17 protein-coding genes are annotated in these 19,297 nt (G+C 60.6%); all 17 read left to right on the forward strand.

Going from position 1 to position 19,297, the window contains the following annotated elements:
* The first annotated feature begins 188 nt into the window (after positions 1 to 188).
* The 17 genes from mraZ to AB5I78_RS05360 all read left to right on the forward strand — a co-directional run bounded on the left by mraZ (position 189) and on the right by AB5I78_RS05360 (position 19,256).
* On the forward strand, positions 189 to 644 hold the full coding sequence (gene mraZ, locus AB5I78_RS05280; RefSeq protein WP_003171868.1) for a division/cell wall cluster transcriptional repressor MraZ: 456 nt from the start codon (positions 189 to 191) through the stop codon (positions 642 to 644).
* Positions 641 to 1,588, forward strand: a complete 948-nt coding sequence (gene rsmH, locus AB5I78_RS05285) for a 16S rRNA (cytosine(1402)-N(4))-methyltransferase RsmH (RefSeq protein WP_012722289.1) — start codon at positions 641 to 643, stop codon at positions 1,586 to 1,588. Before mraZ ends, rsmH begins: the two co-directional genes overlap by 4 nt.
* On the forward strand, positions 1,585 to 1,878 hold the full coding sequence (gene ftsL / locus AB5I78_RS05290; RefSeq protein ID WP_016974244.1) for a cell division protein FtsL: 294 nt from the start codon (positions 1,585 to 1,587) through the stop codon (positions 1,876 to 1,878). Before rsmH ends, ftsL begins: the two co-directional genes overlap by 4 nt.
* Positions 1,878 to 3,620: a penicillin-binding protein 2 gene (locus AB5I78_RS05295; RefSeq protein WP_164487968.1), complete on the forward strand. Its 1,743-nt coding sequence runs from the start codon at positions 1,878 to 1,880 to the stop codon at positions 3,618 to 3,620. Before ftsL ends, AB5I78_RS05295 begins: the two co-directional genes overlap by 1 nt.
* Positions 3,620 to 5,083 carry a UDP-N-acetylmuramoyl-L-alanyl-D-glutamate--2,6-diaminopimelate ligase gene (locus tag AB5I78_RS05300; RefSeq protein ID WP_369303435.1) on the forward strand — a complete coding sequence of 488 codons (1,464 nt, stop codon included), beginning with the start codon at positions 3,620 to 3,622 and terminating at the stop codon, positions 5,081 to 5,083. Before AB5I78_RS05295 ends, AB5I78_RS05300 begins: the two co-directional genes overlap by 1 nt.
* Positions 5,076 to 6,446: a UDP-N-acetylmuramoyl-tripeptide--D-alanyl-D-alanine ligase gene (murF, locus tag AB5I78_RS05305; RefSeq protein ID WP_369303434.1), complete on the forward strand. Its 1,371-nt coding sequence runs from the start codon at positions 5,076 to 5,078 to the stop codon at positions 6,444 to 6,446. The genes AB5I78_RS05300 and murF overlap by 8 nt, the downstream gene beginning before the upstream one ends.
* Positions 6,446 to 7,528: a phospho-N-acetylmuramoyl-pentapeptide-transferase gene (gene mraY / locus AB5I78_RS05310; protein WP_003171875.1), complete on the forward strand. Its 1,083-nt coding sequence runs from the start codon at positions 6,446 to 6,448 to the stop codon at positions 7,526 to 7,528. The genes murF and mraY overlap by 1 nt, the downstream gene beginning before the upstream one ends.
* A gap of 6 nt (positions 7,529 to 7,534) precedes the next feature.
* Positions 7,535 to 8,881, forward strand: a complete 1,347-nt coding sequence (murD, locus tag AB5I78_RS05315) for a UDP-N-acetylmuramoyl-L-alanine--D-glutamate ligase (RefSeq protein WP_369303433.1) — start codon at positions 7,535 to 7,537, stop codon at positions 8,879 to 8,881.
* On the forward strand, positions 8,878 to 10,095 hold the full coding sequence (gene ftsW, locus AB5I78_RS05320) for a putative lipid II flippase FtsW (protein ID WP_106579565.1): 1,218 nt from the start codon (positions 8,878 to 8,880) through the stop codon (positions 10,093 to 10,095). The genes murD and ftsW overlap by 4 nt, the downstream gene beginning before the upstream one ends.
* Entirely contained in the window at positions 10,085 to 11,155 is a 1,071-nt protein-coding gene (murG, locus tag AB5I78_RS05325; protein ID WP_145166179.1) for an undecaprenyldiphospho-muramoylpentapeptide beta-N-acetylglucosaminyltransferase, read from the forward strand. Before ftsW ends, murG begins: the two co-directional genes overlap by 11 nt.
* Positions 11,148 to 12,593 carry a UDP-N-acetylmuramate--L-alanine ligase gene (gene murC / locus AB5I78_RS05330; protein ID WP_242194648.1) on the forward strand — a complete coding sequence of 482 codons (1,446 nt, stop codon included), beginning with the start codon at positions 11,148 to 11,150 and terminating at the stop codon, positions 12,591 to 12,593. Before murG ends, murC begins: the two co-directional genes overlap by 8 nt.
* Positions 12,590 to 13,546: a D-alanine--D-alanine ligase gene (locus AB5I78_RS05335; protein ID WP_369303432.1), complete on the forward strand. Its 957-nt coding sequence runs from the start codon at positions 12,590 to 12,592 to the stop codon at positions 13,544 to 13,546. The genes murC and AB5I78_RS05335 overlap by 4 nt, the downstream gene beginning before the upstream one ends.
* Positions 13,547 to 13,550: 4 nt before the next feature.
* Positions 13,551 to 14,420: a cell division protein FtsQ/DivIB gene (locus AB5I78_RS05340; RefSeq protein ID WP_106579561.1), complete on the forward strand. Its 870-nt coding sequence runs from the start codon at positions 13,551 to 13,553 to the stop codon at positions 14,418 to 14,420.
* A 15-nt stretch (positions 14,421 to 14,435) separates the two neighbouring features.
* The gene (gene ftsA, locus AB5I78_RS05345) at positions 14,436 to 15,701 is read left to right on the forward strand and encodes a cell division protein FtsA (protein ID WP_017138181.1); all 1,266 of its coding nucleotides are present in this window, start codon (positions 14,436 to 14,438) and stop codon (positions 15,699 to 15,701) included.
* 66 nt (positions 15,702 to 15,767) lie between these two features.
* Entirely contained in the window at positions 15,768 to 16,973 is a 1,206-nt protein-coding gene (ftsZ, locus tag AB5I78_RS05350) for a cell division protein FtsZ (protein WP_017138180.1), read from the forward strand.
* Positions 16,974 to 17,085: 112 nt separating this feature from the next.
* Positions 17,086 to 17,997 carry a UDP-3-O-acyl-N-acetylglucosamine deacetylase gene (gene lpxC / locus AB5I78_RS05355; protein ID WP_003216227.1) on the forward strand — a complete coding sequence of 304 codons (912 nt, stop codon included), beginning with the start codon at positions 17,086 to 17,088 and terminating at the stop codon, positions 17,995 to 17,997.
* Between the two features lie 260 nt (positions 17,998 to 18,257).
* Complete coding sequence (locus AB5I78_RS05360; RefSeq protein WP_369303431.1) at positions 18,258 to 19,256, forward strand: hypothetical protein; 999 nt, start codon at positions 18,258 to 18,260, stop codon at positions 19,254 to 19,256.
* Positions 19,257 to 19,297 lie beyond the last annotated feature (41 nt).

Raw genomic sequence — 19,297 nt, forward strand, 5'->3', positions numbered from 1 at the left:
TCAAAAACATCGCCGAACTCGCGTTTCTCCTCCTTTTACACTCCTAAATCTCCGTTCTGTAAGGCTTTTCCTTGAATCCGCGCCTTGACGGTGTGGTGGGCGCATTCCTATAGTGTGCGCAAGTGGCGGAAAGTGGCACAAAGTGGGTTTTTTGAACGTAAAACGCTAAAATTTGGAGAAACGCATCTGTGTTTCGCGGAGCTAACGCTATCAGTCTCGATGCAAAAGGCCGTCTCGCCATGCCGAGCCGGTATCGTGACGAGCTCATTTCGCGAAGTTCAGGCCAATTAATCATCACGATTGATGCCGTTGACCCTTGTTTGTGTGTTTACCCGCTCGATGAGTGGGAGTTGATCGAAACCAAGTTGCGCGCTCTGCCTTCATTGCGTGAAGAAAACCGCCGCCTGCAGCGTTTGCTGATTGGTAATGCCGTCGACCTTGAACTCGATGGCAGTGGGCGTTTTCTGGTGCCGCCGCGTTTGCGCGAGTACGCCAAGCTGGATAAGCGCGCAATGCTGGTGGGCCAACTGAACAAGTTCCAATTGTGGGACGAAGATGCCTGGGATGCTGTTTCTGCAGCGGACCTGGCTGCTATTCAACAACCGGGCGCGATGCCTGATGAACTGCGTGATTTGATCCTGTGACTATTGATAGCGGCTTTAACCACATCACCGTACTGCTTGACGAAGCCGTTGAGGCTCTCGCCGTACGCGCGGATGGCTGCTATTTGGATGGCACCTTCGGCCGGGGCGGGCACAGTCGGTTGATACTCAGCCAGCTCGGGTCCGACGGTAAGCTCCTCGGGTTCGACAAAGACCCTCAAGCGATTGCCACCGGGCAAGCGCTAGCGGCCGAAGACGGCCGCTTTGTCGTTGTACAGCGCAGCTTTGCCGAGCTGGGTGCCGAAGTCGCCGAGCGCGGCATGGCAGGCAAGGTGGCCGGGGTTTTGCTCGATCTGGGCGTGTCCTCGCCGCAGCTCGATGACCCGGAACGTGGCTTCAGTTTCATGAACGACGGCCCGCTCGACATGCGCATGGACCCTACCCGTGGTGTCAGTGCCGCACAGTTCATCGCCACCGCGCCGGTGGAAGAAATTGCCCGCGTGTTCAAGGAATACGGTGAAGAACGCTTCGCCGGCCGCATGGCCCGTGCCGTGGTCGAACGCCGTGAAATCCAGCCGTTCGAACGCACCGCTGACCTGGCCGAAGTGCTGAAAGTCGCCAACCCTGCCTGGGAAAAGGGCAAGAACCCTGCGACCCGTGCGTTCCAGGGCCTGCGCATTCACGTCAACAACGAATTGGGCGATCTGGAAGCCGGCCTCGAAGCCGCACTGGAAGCCCTGGAAGTGGGCGGTCGCCTGGTGGTGATCAGCTTCCACTCCCTGGAAGACCGCATCGTCAAACTGTTCATGCGTCGTCTGGTCAAGGGCGAGTCCGATAACCTGCCGCGCAACCTGCCGGTGCGTTTCGAAGCCTTTGTGCCGAAAATCAAAATCCATGGCAAAGCGCAGTTCGCTTCCGAAGCCGAACTCAAGGCCAACCCACGTTCCCGTAGCGCCGTCATGCGCGTTGCGGAGAAGTTGCGGTGAGCAAGCTTTTCGCCAAGCCCCTTCCGGGCGGCAGCTTCTTTATGTTGCTGCTCTTTATCGGCGTGCTGGTGTCCGCGATTGCGGTGTCCTACAGCGCCCACTACAACCGCCAATTGCTCAATACCCTGTACGGGGAATTGAGCGTGCGTGATAAAGCGCAGGCGGAGTGGGGCCGGTTGATCCTCGAGCAAAGCACCTGGACCGCCCATAGCCGCATCGAAGTGCTGGCGACCGAGCAGTTGAAGATGCACATTCCGGGCGCGGCCGAAGTTCGGATGGTGGCGCCATGATGAAACTTGAAGGCGCACTCTACCCTTGGCGTTTCCGCCTGATGCTGGGTTTGCTGGCATTGATGGTGGGCGCGATTGCCTGGCGGATCATCGACCTGCAAGTGGTTGACCGTGACTTCCTGATCGGCCAGGGCGACGCCCGGAGCCTGCGGCATATCCCGATTCCTGCGCACCGCGGTCTGATCACCGACCGTAATGGCGAGCCTCTGGCCGTCAGTACCCCGGTAACCACACTGTGGGCCAACGCCAAGGAATTGCAGGTTGCCAAGGACAAGTGGCCGGAACTGGCCGCCGCCCTGGGCCAGGACCCAAAAGCCTTGTCCGAGCGCCTGGAAGCCCAGGCCAATAAAGAATTCATCTACCTGGTTCGCGGCCTGACTCCTGAACAGGGCCAGCAGGTGCTCGACCTTAAAGTCCCCGGTGTCTATGGCATCGAGGAGTTTCGTCGTTTCTACCCGGCCGGTGAAACCACCGCGCACATGGTTGGCTTTACCGACATCGATGACCACGGCCGTGAAGGTGTGGAACTGGCCTACGACGAATGGCTGGCCGGGGTTCCCGGCAAACGGCAGGTCATCAAGGATCGACGCGGCAGACTGATCAAGGATGTCCAGGTCACCAAAAACGCCAAGGCCGGTAAGCCCTTGGCGTTGTCGATTGACCTGCGCCTGCAATACCTGGCCAACCGCGAGCTGCGTAACGCGATCATCGAGAACGGCGCCAAGGCTGGCAGCCTGGTAATCATGGACGTGAAGACCGGCGAGATCCTCGCCATGGTCAACCAGCCGACCTACAACCCGAACAACCGTCGCAACCTGCAACCGGCGATGATGCGTAACCGCGCAATGATCGACGTGTTCGAGCCGGGTTCGACCATGAAAGCCATCTCCATGAGTGCGGCCCTGGAAACCGGGCGCTGGAAGCCGAGCGACAAAGTCGAGGTTTACCCAGGCACCTTGCAGCTGGGCAAATACACCATTCGTGACGTGTCCCGCACTGAAGGTCCGGTGCTGGATTTGACAGGTATTCTGATCAACTCCAGTAACGTCGGCATGAGTAAAGTGGCCTTCGATATCGGCGGCGAAACCATCTATCACCTGGCGCAAAAAATCGGCTTGGGTCAACCCACCGGCCTGGACTTCCCAGGCGAGCGCGTGGGCAACCTGCCGAACTACCGCGACTGGAAAAAGGCCGAGACGGCGACACTTTCCTATGGCTACGGCCTGTCGGTGACCGCGATCCAGCTGGCTCACGCTTTCTCTGTATTGGCCAACAATGGTCGCATGGTTCCACTGAGCCTGATCCACGTCGACGAAGCACCGAAAGCCACCCAGGTGATCCCGGAAAACGTCGCCAAGACCATGCAAGGCATGCTGCAACAAGTGATCGAAGCGCCGCGTGGCGTGTTCCGTGCCCAGGTGCCGGCGTATCACGTGGCAGGCAAGTCCGGTACTGCACGTAAAACGTCGGTCGGCACCAAAGGCTACGCCGAGAACTCGTACCGCTCGCTGTTCGCCGGCTTCGGCCCGATGAGTGATCCGCGCTACGCCATCGTTGTTGTGATCGATGAGCCAAGCAAGGCCGGCTACTTTGGTGGCCTGGTATCGGCACCGGTGTTCAGCAAAGTGATGTCCGGCACCCTGCGCCTGATGAACATTACGCCGGACAACCTGCCGCCGACTCAACAAGCGAACGCCGGTCCACCGGCCGCTGCTGCCAAAGCCAATGGAGGGCGCGGCTGATGTCTCTTAGCTTGAACAAGATTTTTGCCCACGCCGGACGCGATCTGCTGATCCGCGAGTTGAGCCTGGACAGCCGTAACGTACGCGCCGGTGACCTGTTCCTGGCCGTGCCTGGCGGCAAGTTCGATGGTCGTGCGCACATCGCCGATGCCCTGCAACGTGGTGCGGCAGCCGTGGCGTACGAAGTGGACGGTGCCACGGTGCTGCCGATCACCGACGTGCCATTGATTCCGGTCAAAGGCCTGGCTGCGCAGCTCTCGGACATCGCCGGGCGCTTTTATGGCGACCCAAGCCGTCAACTGAACCTGATCGGCGTGACCGGCACCAACGGCAAGACCAGCGTGACCCAGTTGGTCGCCCAGGCGCTTGACCTGCTGGGTCAGCACTGCGGCATTGTAGGCACGTTGGGCACCGGTTTTTATGGCGCGCTGCAAAGCGGCCTGCACACCACGCCAAACCCGATTGCCGTACAAGCGACCCTGGCTGACCTGAAAAAGGCCGGTGCCAAGGCGGTTGCCATGGAAGTCTCCTCACACGGTCTGGACCAGGGCCGTGTTACCGCGCTGGCCTTCGACGTGGCGGTGATGACCAACCTGTCCCGCGATCACCTTGATTACCACGGCACCATGGAGGCGTACGCCGCCGCCAAGGCCAAGCTGTTCGCCTGGAATGACCTGAAATGCCGGGTGGTGAATCTCGATGACGCTTTTGGCCGCCAGCTGGCTGCCGAGGACAGCGAATCGCGCCTGATCACCTACAGCCTGGAAGACTCCAGCGCCTACCTGTATTGCCGCGAAGCCCAATTCAATGACGAAGGCGTGCTCGCCACGTTGGTCACGCCGCAGGGCGAGCACCACTTGCGCAGCACCTTGCTCGGCCGTTTCAACCTGAGCAACGTGCTGGCTGCCATCGGCGCGCTGCTTGGCCTGGATTACGCGCTGGATGAAATCCTGCGCGTGCTGCCCAAACTCGAAGGCCCGGCCGGTCGCATGCAGCGTTTGGGCGGTGGCTCGCAGCCGCTGGTGGTGGTCGATTACGCCCACACCCCGGACGCTTTGGAAAAAGTCCTCGAAGCCCTGCGCCCACATGCCAAGGGCAAGTTGCTGTGCCTGTTCGGCTGCGGCGGTGACCGTGACCGCGGCAAACGTCCGTTGATGGCCGAGATCGTCGAGCGTCTGGCCGACGGCGTGCTGGTTACCGACGACAACCCGCGCAGCGAAGACCCAAGCCAGATTTTCGACGACATCCGTGTCGGCTTTAAAGACGCGTCCAAGGCTACTTTCGTGGCCGGTCGCGGCGCCGCCATTGCCCAATTGATTGCCAGCGCCAGTGCTGACGACGTGGTGGTGTTGGCCGGCAAAGGCCACGAGGACTACCAGGAAATCAACGGCGAGCGCCATGCCTTCTCCGATCTGGTCGAGGCCGACCATGCCTTGACCGCCTGGGAGGTTGCCCATGCTTAAAGCGATGACGTTCAGCGAACTGACCCAGGCCCTGTCGGCCCGCGTAGTGTCGAGCGATTGCAGCTTCGACGGCGTCAGTATCGACAGCCGTAACATCAAGCCTGGGCAATTGTTTGTGGCCTTGGCCGGCCCGCGTTTTGATGGTCACGACTACCTGAACGACGTCGTTGCCAAAGGTGCCGTGGGTGCATTGGTGCAGCGTGAAGTGACCGATTCCACCTTGGCGCAACTGCTGGTTGCAGATACCCGTTTGGCCTTGGGCCAGTTGGGTGCATTGAACCGCGCCGCCTTCGATAAGCCGGTTGCAGCCATCACCGGCTCCAGCGGCAAAACCACGGTCAAGGAATTGCTCGCCGGTGTCCTGCGTACGCGCGGGCCGGTGCTCGCCACCCGTGGCAACTTGAATAATGATTTCGGCGCGCCGCTGACCCTGCTCGAGCTGGCCCCGGAACACACGGCGGCGGTGATCGAGCTGGGTGCTTCGCGCATCGGCGAAATCGCCTACACCGTGGCGCTGACCAAGCCTCACGTGGCGATTATCAACAACGCCGGCACCGCCCATGTTGGCGAGTTCGGTGGCCCGGAAAAAATCGTCGAAGCCAAGGGCGAAATCCTTGAAGGCCTCGATGCATCCGGCACCGCTGTATTGAACCTCGATGACAAGGCCTTCGAGACCTGGCGTGTACGTGCCGCCGGACGCAAGGTGCTGACGTTTGCCGTGGCCAATGCCGCCGCTGATTTTCACGCCTCCAACATCACCGTTGACGCCCGAGGCTGCCCGTCCTTCACCTTGCACACCCCGCAAGGCGACGAGCACGTGCAATTGAATCTGCTCGGCAACCACAACGTTGCCAACGCCTTGGCCGCCGCCGCCGCCGCGCATGCCCTGGGTGTGTCGCTGTTCGGTATCGCTACCGGCCTGGGCGCAGTGCAGTCGGTCAAGGGCCGTACCGTCGCGCAGCTGGCGACCAACGGCATGCGCGTGATCGACGACACCTACAACGCCAACCCGTCCTCCATTAATGCCGCTGTTGACCTGTTGAAGGGCTTTGCCGGGCGCAAGGTTCTGGTGCTGGGTGATATCGGCGAATTGGGCGACTGGGCAGAGCAAGGTCACCGCGAAGTCGGTGCCTACGCCAGCGGAAAAGTCGACGCGCTCTACGCCGTCGGCCCAAACATGGCGCACGCCGTCGATGCCTTCGGCCTCGGCGCGCGGCATTTCGCAACCCAGGCCGAGCTGATCCAGGCGCTGGGCGTGGCTGAACAAGACAAACACACAACCATTTTGATCAAGGGATCGCGCAGCGCGGTGATGGAAAACGTCGTCGCGGCCTTGTGTGGCTCAAGTACGGAGAAACATTAATGCTGCTGCTGCTGGCTGAGTATCTGCAACAGTTCCACAAAGGCTTCGCGGTCTTTCAGTACCTGACCCTGCGCGGGATTCTGGGTGTGCTGACCGCGCTGTCTCTGTCGCTGTTCCTGGGGCCGTGGATGATCCGCACCCTGCAGAACCTGCAAATTGGTCAATCGGTTCGCAATGACGGCCCGCAGTCGCACCTGTCCAAATCCGGCACCCCGACCATGGGCGGTGCGCTGATCCTCTCGTCCATCGGCATCAGCACCTTGCTCTGGGCCGACCTGCATAACCGCTACGTGTGGGTGGTGCTGTTGGTGACCCTGTTGTTCGGCGCCATCGGCTGGGTCGATGACTACCGCAAAGTGATCGAGAAAAACTCCAAGGGGCTGCCAAGCCGCTGGAAGTATTTCTGGCAGTCGGTATTCGGTCTTGCCGCCGCGATCTTCCTGTACACCACTGCGCCAAGCGCAGTTGAAACCACCTTGATCATTCCGATGCTCAAGGACGCCAGCATTCCACTGGGCATCGGCTTCGTGGTGCTGACCTACTTTGTGATCGTCGGCTCCAGCAACGCGGTGAACCTGACCGACGGCCTCGACGGCCTGGCGATCATGCCGACGGTGATGGTCGGCGGTGCGCTCGGCATCTTCTGCTACCTGTCGGGTAACGTGAAATTCGCTGAATACCTGCTGATCCCGTATGTACCGGGCGCGGGCGAACTGATTGTGTTCTGCGGTGCGCTGATCGGCGCCGGCCTGGGCTTCTTGTGGTTCAACACCTATCCCGCACAAGTCTTCATGGGCGACGTCGGCGCACTGGCGCTGGGCGCAGCTCTGGGCACCATCGCGGTGATCGTTCGCCAGGAAATCGTGCTGTTCATCATGGGCGGTGTGTTCGTGATGGAAACCCTGTCGGTGGTCATCCAGGTGGCTTCCTTCAAATTGACCGGGCGCCGCGTGTTCCGCATGGCGCCGATTCACCACCACTTTGAACTCAAGGGCTGGCCCGAGCCACGCGTGATTGTCCGTTTCTGGATCATCACCGTGATTCTGGTACTGGTCGGCCTTGCCACCCTGAAACTGAGGTAGAAACGAGTGTCCCTGATCGCTTCAGACCACTTCCGCATCGTTGTCGGCCTCGGCAAGAGCGGCATGTCCCTGGTTCGCTTCCTGGCGAACCGGGGCACGTCGTTTGCCGTCGCCGATACGCGGGAAAATCCACCGGAGCTGGTCACGCTGCGCCGTGACTACCCGCACGTGGAAGTGCGTTGTGGCGAGTTGGATGTCGAGTTTCTGTGCCGCGCCGATGAGCTCTACGTGAGCCCCGGCCTGGCCCTGGCGACACCGGCTTTGCAAGCCGCCGCCGCACGTGGCGTGAAGCTCTCCGGCGATATCGACCTGTTCGCGCGTAACGCGAAAGCGCCGATTGTGGCCATCAGCGGCTCCAACGCGAAAAGCACCGTGACCACCCTGGTCGGCGAGATGGCGGTTGCGGCCGGCAAGCGCGTGGCCGTGGGCGGTAACCTCGGCACGCCGGCGTTGGACCTGCTCAGCGACGACGTCGAGCTGTACGTGATGGAACTGTCGAGCTTCCAGCTCGAAACCACCCACGACCTCGGCGCAGAAGTCGCCACCGTGTTGAATGTGAGCGAAGACCACATGGACCGTTACAGCGGCCTGCCGGCCTATCACCTGGCCAAGCACCGGATTTTCCGCGGTGCCCGGCAAGTGGTGGTCAACCGCCAGGACGCCCTGAGCCGTCCGCTGATGGGCGAAGGCCTGCCGTGCTGGACCTTCGGCCTCGGCAAGCCCGACTTCAAAGCCTTCGGCATCCGCGAAGAGAACGGCGAGAAATACCTGGCCTTCGAATTCCAGAACCTGATGCCGGTGCGCGAGTTGAAAATCCGTGGCGCGCATAACCAGTCCAATGCCCTGGCGGCGCTGGCACTCGGTCACGCTGTTGGCCTGCCGTTCGATGCCATGCTCGCAAGCCTGCGCACATTCGCCGGGCTTGAGCACCGCTGCCAGTGGGTCCGCGACCTCAACGGCGTCAGCTATTACAACGATTCCAAGGCCACCAACGTCGGTGCCGCCTTGGCTGCCATCGAAGGCCTTGGCGACGATATCGAAGGCAAGCTGGTGCTGATCGCCGGTGGCGATGGCAAAGGCGCCGACTTCAAGGACCTTAAAGGCCCGGTGGCTGCCCATTGCCGCGCCGTGGTGCTGATGGGCCGTGATGCTGATTTGATCGCCACTGCCCTCGGTGACGCCGTGCCGCAAGTGCGCGCGACGTCCCTGGACGACGCCATCGCTCAGTGCAAAGCCTTGGCCCAGCCGGGTGATGCCGTGCTGCTGTCGCCAGCGTGCGCCAGTTTCGACATGTTCAAGAACTACGAAGAGCGCGGCCAGCTGTTCGCTCGCGCCGTGGAGGCCTTGGCATGAATTTCAGAAATATCATCAAACCTTACCCGTCGCCGATCATTACCGGGCGTGGCGTCGACCTTGATTTCCCGATGCTCGCCGGTTGCCTGGCGCTGCTGGGCCTGGGCCTGGTGATGATCACCTCGGCGTCCTCCGAAGTGGCCGCCGTGCAGTCGGGCAACACTCTTTACATGATGATTCGTCACTTGGTGTACCTGGTAATCGGCCTTGGTGCGTGCATCGTCACCATGATGATCCCGATCGCCACCTGGCAGCGCCTGGGCTGGATGATGCTGATCGGTGCGTTCGGCTTGCTGATCATGGTGATCCTGCCCGGCATCGGCCGCGAAGTGAACGGTTCGATGCGCTGGATCGGCTTCGGTGCGTTCAACGTGCAGCCGTCGGAAATCGCCAAGGTGTTCGTGGTGATCTACCTGGCCGGTTACTTGGTACGCCGTCAGAAGGAAGTGCGCGAAAGCTGGATGGGCTTCTTCAAGCCATTCATCGTGCTGCTGCCAATGGCCGGCCTGTTGCTGATGGAGCCCGACTTCGGTGCCACCGTCGTGATGATGGGCGCGGCCGCCGCGATGCTGTTCCTCGGTGGCGTCGGCCTGTTCCGCTTCACCTTGATGGTGGTGCTGGCCGTGGCCGCCGTGACGGTGCTGGTGCAGGCGCAACCCTACCGGATGGCCCGTCTGATTACCTTTACCGACCCGTGGTCCGACCAGTTCGGTTCCGGCTACCAGCTGACCCAGGCGTTGATCGCCTTTGGTCGCGGCGAGTGGCTGGGCGTGGGCCTGGGCAACAGCGTGCAGAAGCAGTTCTACCTGCCCGAAGCGCACACCGACTTCGTGTTCTCGGTACTTGCCGAAGAGCTTGGCGTGGTGGGTTCGCTGTGCACCGTCGCGCTGTTCGTGTTCGTGTGTGTACGCGGCATGTACATCGGCTTGTGGGCCGAGAAGGCCAAACAGTATTTCGCCGCGTATGTGGCGTACGGCTTGTCGTTCCTGTGGATCGGCCAGTTCCTGATCAACATCGGTGTGAACGTCGGCCTGCTGCCGACCAAGGGCTTGACCTTGCCGTTCCTCAGTTACGGCGGCAGTTCGTTGGTGATTTGCTGCGCGTGCCTGGGGTTGCTGCTGCGCATCGAGTGGGAGAGTCGAACCCACTTGGGCAGCGAAGAGATGGAATTCAGCGAAAGCGATTTTGCCGAGGAGCCGAACCATGGGCGCTAACGTGCTGATCATGGCGGGCGGCACCGGGGGCCACGTGTTCCCGGCCCTGGCGTGCGCGCGTGAATTCCAGAACCGCGGCTACACCGTGCATTGGCTCGGCACGCCGCGCGGCATCGAAAATGAATTGGTCCCGAACGCTGGCTTGCCACTGCATTTGATCAACGTCGCCGGCTTGCGCGGCAAGAGCAAGTTGTCCCTGCTCAAGGCGCCGTTCGTGTTGCTCAAGGCAGTGTGGCAGGCGCGCAAAGTCATGCGTGCAGTGAAGCCGGTATGCGTGCTGGGTTTTGGCGGTTATGTGACCGGCCCTGGCGGCGTTGCCGCCAAGCTGGCTGGTGTACCGGTGATCGTGCACGAGCAGAACGCCGTCGCCGGTACCGCGAACCGCTTGCTGGTGCCGTTGGCCTCGCGTGTGTGTGAAGCGTTCCCGAAAACCTTTGCGGCCTCGGACAAGTTGCGCACCACCGGCAACCCGGTGCGCACCGAACTGTTCATGGCCATTGCCCGTGAGGCATTGGCCGGGCGCAAGGCGCATCTGCTGATCCTGGGCGGAAGCCTGGGTGCCGAGCCACTGAACAAATTGCTGCCCGAAGCGTTGGCTCAACTCCCCGTGGAGTTGCGCCCGGAGATCTTCCATCAGGCCGGCAAGAATCACGATGAAATCACCGCTGCCCGCTACCGCGAGGCCGGTGTCGAGGCGAATGTGCAGCCATTCATCAAAGACATGGCCCACGCCTATGGCTGGGCCGACCTGGTGGTTTGTCGCGCTGGTGCGCTGACCGTCAGTGAACTGGCCGCCGCCGGTCTGCCGTCCTTGCTGGTGCCTTTGCCCCACGCGATTGACGATCACCAGACCCGCAACGCCGAATATTTGGCCGGGGAGGGCGCTGCCTTCCTGCTGCCGCAAAGAACGACTGGCGCCGCCGATTTGGCCGCACGCCTGACCGAGGTTTTGATGCAACCGGAACGACTCAACAGCATGGCGAGCACCGCAAGCCGCCTGGCCAAACCTGACGCAACCCGCACCGTGGTCGACATCTGCCTGGAGGTGGCCCATGGTTGAGAATCAGAAAGCCATGCCACAACCCGAGATGCGCCGCATCCGTCGCATCCACTTCGTCGGCATCGGCGGCGTGGGCATGTGCGGGATTGCCGAAGTGCTGCTGAACCTGGGCTACCAAGTGTCCGGCTCTGACTTGAAAGAGTCGCCGGTCACCGAGCGCCTGAAGTCGTTCGGTGCGCAGATCTTTATCGGCCACCGCGCCGAAAACGCTGCCGAGGCTGACGTACTGGTGGTTTCCAGTGCCGTGAACACCTCCAACCCGGAAGTGGCCACCGCCCTTGAGCGCCGTATTCCGGTGGTGCCGCGCGCCGAGATGCTCGCCGAACTGATGCGCTACCGCCACGGCATTGCCGTTGCCGGTACGCACGGCAAAACCACCACCACCAGCCTGATCGCTTCGGTGTTCGCGGCCGGTGGCCTGGACCCGACGTTCGTGATCGGTGGCCGTTTGAATGCAGCTGGCACCAATGCCCAGCTCGGCACCAGCCGCTACCTGATCGCCGAAGCCGATGAAAGTGACGCGAGCTTCCTGCACCTGCAGCCGCTGGTCGCGGTGGTTACCAACATCGACGAAGACCACATGGCAACCTACGACGGTGACTTCAACAAGTTGAAGAAAACCTTCGTCGAGTTCCTGCACAACCTGCCGTTCTACGGTCTGGCGGTGGTGTGCCTGGACGATCCGGTGGTGCGTGAAATCCTGCCGCAGGTCAAGCGTCCGACCGTGACCTACGGCTTCAGCGAAGACGCTGACGTGCGCGCGATCAATGTGCGCCAGGAAGGCATGCAAACTTTCTTCACCGTGCTGCGCCCTGACCGCGAGCCGCTGGATGTCTCGGTGAACATGCCGGGCAACCATAACGTGCTCAACTCCCTGGCGACCATCTGCATCGCCTCCGACGAGGGCGTCAGCGATGAAGCCATCGTTGAAGGCCTGTCGCGTTTTGCCGGTGTTGGTCGTCGCTTCCAGGTCTACGGCCAACTGCCGGTAGACGGCGGCGACGTGATGTTGGTCGACGACTACGGTCACCACCCGACCGAAGTGGCCGCCGTGATCAAGGCCGTGCGCGGTGGCTGGCCGGAGCGCCGCCTGGTGATGGTGTACCAGCCGCACCGCTACAGCCGTACCCGCGATCTGTACGACGATTTCGTCAATGTATTGGCCGATGCCAACGTGCTGCTGCTGATGGAAGTCTACCCGGCCGGTGAAGAGCCGATCCCCGGCGCCGACAGCCGCAAGCTGTGCAACAGCATCCGCCAGCGTGGCCAGTTGGACCCGATCTACATCGAGCGCGGTGTGGACCTGGCGCCCATCGTCAAGCCGCTGCTGCGTGCCGGCGACATCCTGCTGTGCCAGGGCGCCGGTGATATCGGTGGCCTCGCGCCTAAATTGCTCGCGAGCCCCTTGTTTGCAGCCGTGCAGGGGAAGTCGAAATGACCACGAACTACGACGCCCTGTTTTCCACGATCACGCCTGCCGACTTCGGACGCGTAGCGGTGCTGTTTGGCGGCAAGAGTGCAGAGCGTGAAGTCTCGCTCAAGTCCGGCAATGCCGTGCTTGAGGCACTGCAAAGCGCCGGCGTGAATGCGTTCGGTATCGACGTGGGCGATGATTTCCTCGCCCGCCTGCAGGCCGAGAAGATCGACCGTGCCTTTATCATCCTGCACGGTCGCGGCGGTGAAGACGGCAGCATGCAAGGCTTGCTCGAGTGCGCTGGCATCCCTTACACCGGCAGCGGCATTCTTGCCTCGGCACTGGCGATGGACAAGTTGCGCACCAAGCAGGTGTGGCACAGCCTGGGTATTCCAACCCCACGTCACAGCGTGCTGTGCAGCGAAGACGATTGTATTTCTGCAGCCAAGGAACTGGGCCTGCCTTTGATCGTCAAACCAGCCCATGAAGGCTCCAGTATCGGCATGGCCAAAGTGAACTCGGCCGCCGAATTGATCGACGCATGGAAAGCGGCAAGTACCTACGATTCGCAAGTGTTGGTGGAACAGTGGATTTCCGGTCCCGAGTACACCATCGCCACCCTGCGTGGCCAGGTATTGCCGCCTATCGCATTGGGCACGCCCCACACCTTTTACGATTACGACGCCAAGTACGTGGCTTCCGATACTCAGTACCGGATCCCGTGTGGCCTTGACGCAACCAAGGAACAGGAATTGATGGACCTCACGGCGAAAGCCTGTGAGGCGCTGGGTATCGCCGGTTGGGCGCGGGCAGACGTGATGCAGGATGACCAGGGGAATTTCTGGTTCCTTGAAGTCAACACTGCGCCGGGTATGACCGATCACAGCCTGGTACCTATGGCAGCCCGTGCAGCCGGTCTGGATTTCCAGCAGTTGGTGCTGGCGATCCTCGCTGACAGCATTGAGCCAAGAGGCTAAACACATGAACGGCGCATCGCTTCGTCATCAGCCCCCACCAGCACCCGGCCGCAAGCCGGTGCCACGGGGTGCCAGCCGGATGGTGGCTAAAGAGCCGATGTCGGCGCGCCTGCCGAAAGCCAACTTTGGTTTCCTCAAGGCGCTGTTCTGGCCGGTGCTGCTGGTGGCGTTGGGCTTCGGCACATACGAGGGTGCGCAGCGCCTGTTGCCGTATGCCGACCGGCCGATCACCAAGATCAGTGTGCAGGGCGACTTGAGCTACATCAGCCAGCAAGCGGTACAGCAGCGCATCGGCCCGTACCTGGCGGCGAGCTTCTTTACCATCGACCTGGCCGGAATGCGCTCGGAGCTGGAGCAGATGCCGTGGATCGCCCATGCCGAAGTGCGCCGCGTGTGGCCGGACCAGGTGACGATCCGCCTGGAAGAACAACTGCCCGTGGCCCGTTGGGGCGATGAAGCGCTGTTGAACAACCAGGGCCAGGCGTTCACCCCGCGTGAGCTGGCCAACTACGAGCACCTGCCGCAGCTGTTCGGGCCGCAGCGGGCGCAACAGCAAGTGATGCAGCAGTACCAGGCCTTGAGCCAGATGCTGCGGCCACTGGGCTTCTCCATCGCACGCCTGGAATTGCGTGAGCGGGGCAGCTGGTTTTTGACCACCGGGGCAGGCAGTTCCGGCCCGGGCATCGAGTTGTTGCTGGGACGCGACCGCTTGGTGGAAAAGATGCGCCGCTTTATTGCCATCTATGACAAGACCTTGAAAGAACAGATTACGAACATTGCGAGCGTCGACCTGCGTTACGCCAACGGCCTGGCCGTCGGCTGGCGTGAACCAGCTGCGCCGACGACAGCCAAACCCGCTGTCGCGAAGAATTAAGAAGAGGCAGGACCCATGGCAAACGTGCAAAGCGGAAAAATGATCGTCGGTCTCGATATCGGCACCTCCAAGGTGGTGGCGCTGGTCGGCGAGGTCGGGGAAGACGGTGTTATCGAAATCGTCGGTATCGGCACGCATCCGTCCCGGGGCCTGAAGAAGGGCGTGGTGGTGAACATCGAGTCCACCGTGCAATCGATCCAGCGCGCCATTGAAGAAGCGCAGCTGATGGCCGGCTGCCGGATTCACTCGGCGTTTGTCGGCGTGGCCGGCAACCATATCCGCAGCCTGAATTCCCACGGCATCGTGGCCATCCGCGACCGTGAAGTCAGCTCGGCGGACCTTGAGCGTGTACTCGACGCGGCCCAGGCCGTGGCGATCCCGGCTGACCAGCGCGTGCTGCACACCCTGCCGCAGGACTATGTGATCGACAACCAGGAAGGCGTTCGCGAGCCGCTGGGCATGTCGGGCGTACGTCTGGAAGCCAAGGTTCACGTGGTGACCTGCGCCGTCAACGCTGCACAGAACATTGAAAAATGCGTGCGCCGCTGCGGTCTGGAAATCGACGACATCATTCTCGAGCAGCTGGCTTCGGCCTATTCGGTACTGACCGACGACGAAAAAGAGCTGGGCGTGTGCCTGGTCGACATCGGCGGCGGCACCACCGACATCGCGATCTTCACCGAGGGTGCGATCCGTCACACCGCCGTGATCCCGATTGCTGGCGACCAGGTCACCAACGACATCGCCATGGCGCTGCGTACACCGACCCAGTACGCCGAAGAAATCAAGATTCGCTATGCCTGCGCCCTGGCCAAACTGGCCGGTGCCGGTGAAACCATCAAGGTGCCAAGTGTCGGCGACCGCCCACCGCGTGAGCTGTCGCGCCAGGCCCTGGCCGAAGTAGTCGAGCCACGCTACGACGAGCTGTTCACCCTGATCCAGGCTGAGCTGCGCCGCAGCGGTTACGAAGATTTGATCCCGGCCGGCATCGTGCTGACCGGTGGCACCTCGAAGATGGAAGGCGCGGTCGAACTGGCCGAGGAAATCTTCCACATGCCCGTCCGCCTGGGCGTGCCCCATGGCGTCAAAGGCCTGGGCGACGTAGTGCGCAACCCGATTTATTCCACCGGTGTGGGCTTGCTGTTGTACGGGCTGCAAAAGCAGACCGACGGCATTTCCCTGTCGGGCCCAAGCATCCGTGACAGCTACCGCGGTGGCGACGACGAAGCCAAAGCGCCGTTGTTCGAGCGCTTGCAGGCTTGGGTGAAAGGCAATTTCTAAAGATTTACCGCAACACCGTAATAAGCAGTAGGCGAAAAAACTAGAGAAAACGAAAGGAGAGGGAACATGTTCGAACTCGTAGACAACATCCCCGCAAGCCCGGTTATCAAAGTAATCGGTGTCGGCGGTGGCGGCGGCAACGCTGTCAACCACATGGTCAAGAGCAACATTGAAGGCGTTGAATTCATCTGCGCCAACACTGATGCCCAGGCGCTGAAAAGCATCGGCGCGCGGACCATCCTGCAATTGGGCACAGCTGTGACCAAGGGCCTCGGCGCTGGCGCCAACCCGGAAGTCGGCCGTCAAGCCGCGCTGGAAGACCGCGAGCGTATTGCTGAAGTGCTGCAAGGCACCAACATGGTGTTCATCACCACCGGCATGGGCGGCGGTACCGGTACCGGTGCGGCCCCGATCATTGCCGAAGTGGCCAAGGAAATGGGGATTCTGACCGTTGCTGTCGTAACGCGTCCGTTCCCGTTCGAAGGTCGCAAGCGCATGCAGATCGCCGACGAAGGTATCCGTCTGCTGTCTGAAAGCGTTGACTCGTTGATCACCATTCCCAACGAGAAGCTGCTGACCATCCTGGGCAAGGACGCAAGCCTGCTGTCCGCATTTGCCAAGGCTGACGATGTTCTGGCCGGTGCCGTTCGCGGTATCTCCGACATCATCAAGCGCCCAGGCATGATCAACGTCGACTTTGCCGACGTACGTACCGTGATGAGCGAAATGGGCATGGCGATGATGGGCACTGGCTGCGCCAGCGGTCCGAACCGTGCACGTGAAGCTACTGAAGCGGCGATCCGCAACCCATTGCTCGAAGACGTGAACCTGCAAGGCGCACGCGGCATCCTGGTGAACATCACCGCCGGTCCTGACCTGTCCCTGGGTGAGTACTCCGACGTGGGTAGCATCATCGAAGCCTTCGCTTCCGAGCACGCGATGGTCAAAGTCGGTACCGTTATCGATCCGGACATGCGTGATGAACTGCACGTGACCGTGGTTGCTACCGGCCTGGGCGCAAAAATCGAGAAGCCTGTAAAGGTCATCGACAATACCGTTCACACCGGCCACAACAGTCACGCCAGCCAGCAAGCTGCCGCTCCAGCGCCTGCGCGCCAGGAACTGCCGTCGGTGAACTACCGTGATCTGGACCGTCCGACCGTGATGCGCAACCAGGCTCAGGCCGGTGCTGCGGCGTCCCGTAGCCCGAATCCGCAAGATGATCTGGACTACCTGGACATCCCGGCATTCCTGCGTCGTCAGGCCGATTAATGGAATGTATCAGGGCTATGAAGGTGATTGGTGTTCAGCAAAGGTCTGGTCTGTTATTATCGCCAGCCTTTGTTGATACCAGTTCGCAATTTGCGCTGAAGCGGTCCAAGCCATGATTAAACAACGCACCCTGAAGAATATTATCCGTGCCACAGGTGTAGGTCTGCACTCCGGGGAGAAGGTATACCTGACCCTCAAGCCCGCACCTGTCGACACCGGCATCGTGTTTGTTCGTGCCGACCTGGACCCTGTGGTGCAGATTCCTGCTCGCGCGGAAAACGTTGGCGAAACCACTATGTCGACCACACTGGTCAACGGTGACGTCAAAGTGGACACGGTGGAGCACTTGCTCTCGGCCATGGCTGGCCTGGGCATCGATAACGCCTACGTCGAGCTCTCCGCGTCCGAAGTCCCTATCATGGATGGCAGCGCTGGACCCTTCGTATTCTTGATTCAATCTGCCGGCCTGGAAGAACAGGACGCAGCCAAGAAGTTCATACGCATTCTGCGGGAAGTGACAGTAGAAGACGGCGACAAGCGCGCCACCTTCGTCCCGTTCGAAGGCTTTAAAGTGAGCTTTGAGATCGATTTCGATCACCCGGTATTCCGTGACCGCACACAAAGTGCAAGCGTGGATTTTTCCAGCACTTCGTTCGTAAAAGAAGTCAGCCGCGCCCGTACCTTTGGTTTCATGAGTGACATCGAGTACCTGCGCAAGCACAACCTCGCACTCGGCGGCAGCGTTGAAAACGCCATCGTGGTCGACGCGGATGGTGTACTGAACGAAGACGGCCTTCGCTATGAAGACGAATTCGTGAAGCACAAGATCCTCGATGCAATCGGTGACCTCTACCTGCTGGGCAATAGCCTGATAGGCGAGTTCAAAGGCTTCAAGTCGGGCCACGCCCTTAACAACCAGCTTCTGCGCAAGTTGATTGCACAGACAGACGCTTGGGAAGTCGTGACCTTCGAAGATGCCAGCACCGCACCGATCTCTTACATGCGTCCCGTTGCGGCGGTGTAAGTAACAACTCTCTTCTTTAGTTTTGAAAGGCCACCTTCGGGTGGCCTTTTTTTATGCTTAAAAAATAGCAAGTTGCGCGGTAATGACATTGTCGTGAAACGTGTTGCAACTTTCGACGGTGTTTTTGTAGGAACTGATACTTTTTCGTGTACCACACAGTCTTCGTGAGGCCGTTGAATAAAGTACCAATAGCTAAACGAGTTTTGAATTAACGCGAGATCAGTGAATACATACCTATTACTGTTGAAGGAATACCGATCATGAACGCTATCGCTCCAGCCGCTGTATATCGCAGCCCTGACCCTCAGCAACAAAACGTCAACAATAACCCACCCGAGCGCTCTTTTGCCGCGCCCTATACCGCGAATGTGTTCGGCGGTGAAGCGAAGTTTCAGCCGATCCCCACGGTGTCTTTTTTTCCGCGAACCTATGCCACCATCGCCGCCAGGGTCACCCCGATAGCTGGCGGCCCGAGCGCGGGCGTGAGCGCAACGGCACGGTTTGATCCCGTCATCAGCTTACGGCCCAATGACAGCGGCGGCCTCACCGTCAGCTTCGCACCCAAGATGCAGCTGGAAGTCGGCGGCAGTCTGAGGGCCGGCATTCCCAATATTTTAGGCACGGGCGTGGGTTTTAATGTGGGGGGCAGCCTTTCACAGCGATTTACGTTTGGCGCACCGGAATTCAGCGCCACTGTCCATCCAAGTGGAGAGTTCAACTTTAACGCTAATTTGAAGCCTTCAATTGTCAGCCAGCAATCACTGAGTGTGAATGGCGGTCTTGAGGGCAGCCTTGCCAGTTCTGGCGTTAGTGTGGGCGGTGGCGTGAACCAAAGTGTTACGCATATGACCGGGCAACATATAAACGTCGGCGGGGCGGGTCTTCAATTCACACTGTCTCCCACTGGTAAACCGACTATCACGCAAAACGCCGACAACACATTATCCATCGCCAATAGTTATACCTTTTTCCCCCGGACAAGTATTAACGCGAATATTCGAGCAGGGCAGGTGGGCGCCAATGGCGGAGCAGGCGTGTCACCGTCATTTACCCTTCAACACAAAGTTACTTTCAGTACCGACCTGACCAGCAAGTCCCCGCCAAAACACGAGTTTTCCGCAACATCGGGCGTTTCGGTCGATGGCTCCTTCGGTTTAAGCGTGTCTCTATTGCCACCGCAGTTTCCATTGAGTGTTACAGCGCAAGTGGGCGCTGACCCGAGAGTCTCGGTGTCAGGAGGTGGCAGCTACACGCTGTAAAGGCCGCCCCTGTGAAAAATGTACTGACTCACTGTCATCAG

The organism is Pseudomonas sp. N2-3-1-14, from assembly GCF_041228395.1.
In the GTDB taxonomy this organism is placed as follows: Bacteria; Pseudomonadota; Gammaproteobacteria; order Pseudomonadales; family Pseudomonadaceae; genus Aquipseudomonas.

Coding starts and splice junctions, on each gene's coding strand:
- ftsW (WP_106579565.1), top strand. CDS start 8,878: ATGAATTTCAGAAATATCATCAAACCTTACCCGTCGCCGATCATTACC.
- lpxC (WP_003216227.1), top strand. CDS start 17,086: ATGATTAAACAACGCACCCTGAAGAATATTATCCGTGCCACAGGTGTA.
- murC (WP_242194648.1), top strand. CDS start 11,148: ATGGTTGAGAATCAGAAAGCCATGCCACAACCCGAGATGCGCCGCATC.
- murG (WP_145166179.1), top strand. CDS start 10,085: ATGGGCGCTAACGTGCTGATCATGGCGGGCGGCACCGGGGGCCACGTG.
- AB5I78_RS05360 (WP_369303431.1), top strand. CDS start 18,258: ATGAACGCTATCGCTCCAGCCGCTGTATATCGCAGCCCTGACCCTCAG.
- murF (WP_369303434.1), top strand. CDS start 5,076: ATGCTTAAAGCGATGACGTTCAGCGAACTGACCCAGGCCCTGTCGGCC.
- ftsZ (WP_017138180.1), top strand. CDS start 15,768: ATGTTCGAACTCGTAGACAACATCCCCGCAAGCCCGGTTATCAAAGTA.
- AB5I78_RS05295 (WP_164487968.1), top strand. CDS start 1,878: ATGAAACTTGAAGGCGCACTCTACCCTTGGCGTTTCCGCCTGATGCTG.
- AB5I78_RS05335 (WP_369303432.1), top strand. CDS start 12,590: ATGACCACGAACTACGACGCCCTGTTTTCCACGATCACGCCTGCCGAC.
- mraY (WP_003171875.1), top strand. CDS start 6,446: ATGCTGCTGCTGCTGGCTGAGTATCTGCAACAGTTCCACAAAGGCTTC.
- AB5I78_RS05340 (WP_106579561.1), top strand. CDS start 13,551: ATGAACGGCGCATCGCTTCGTCATCAGCCCCCACCAGCACCCGGCCGC.
- AB5I78_RS05300 (WP_369303435.1), top strand. CDS start 3,620: ATGTCTCTTAGCTTGAACAAGATTTTTGCCCACGCCGGACGCGATCTG.
- ftsA (WP_017138181.1), top strand. CDS start 14,436: ATGGCAAACGTGCAAAGCGGAAAAATGATCGTCGGTCTCGATATCGGC.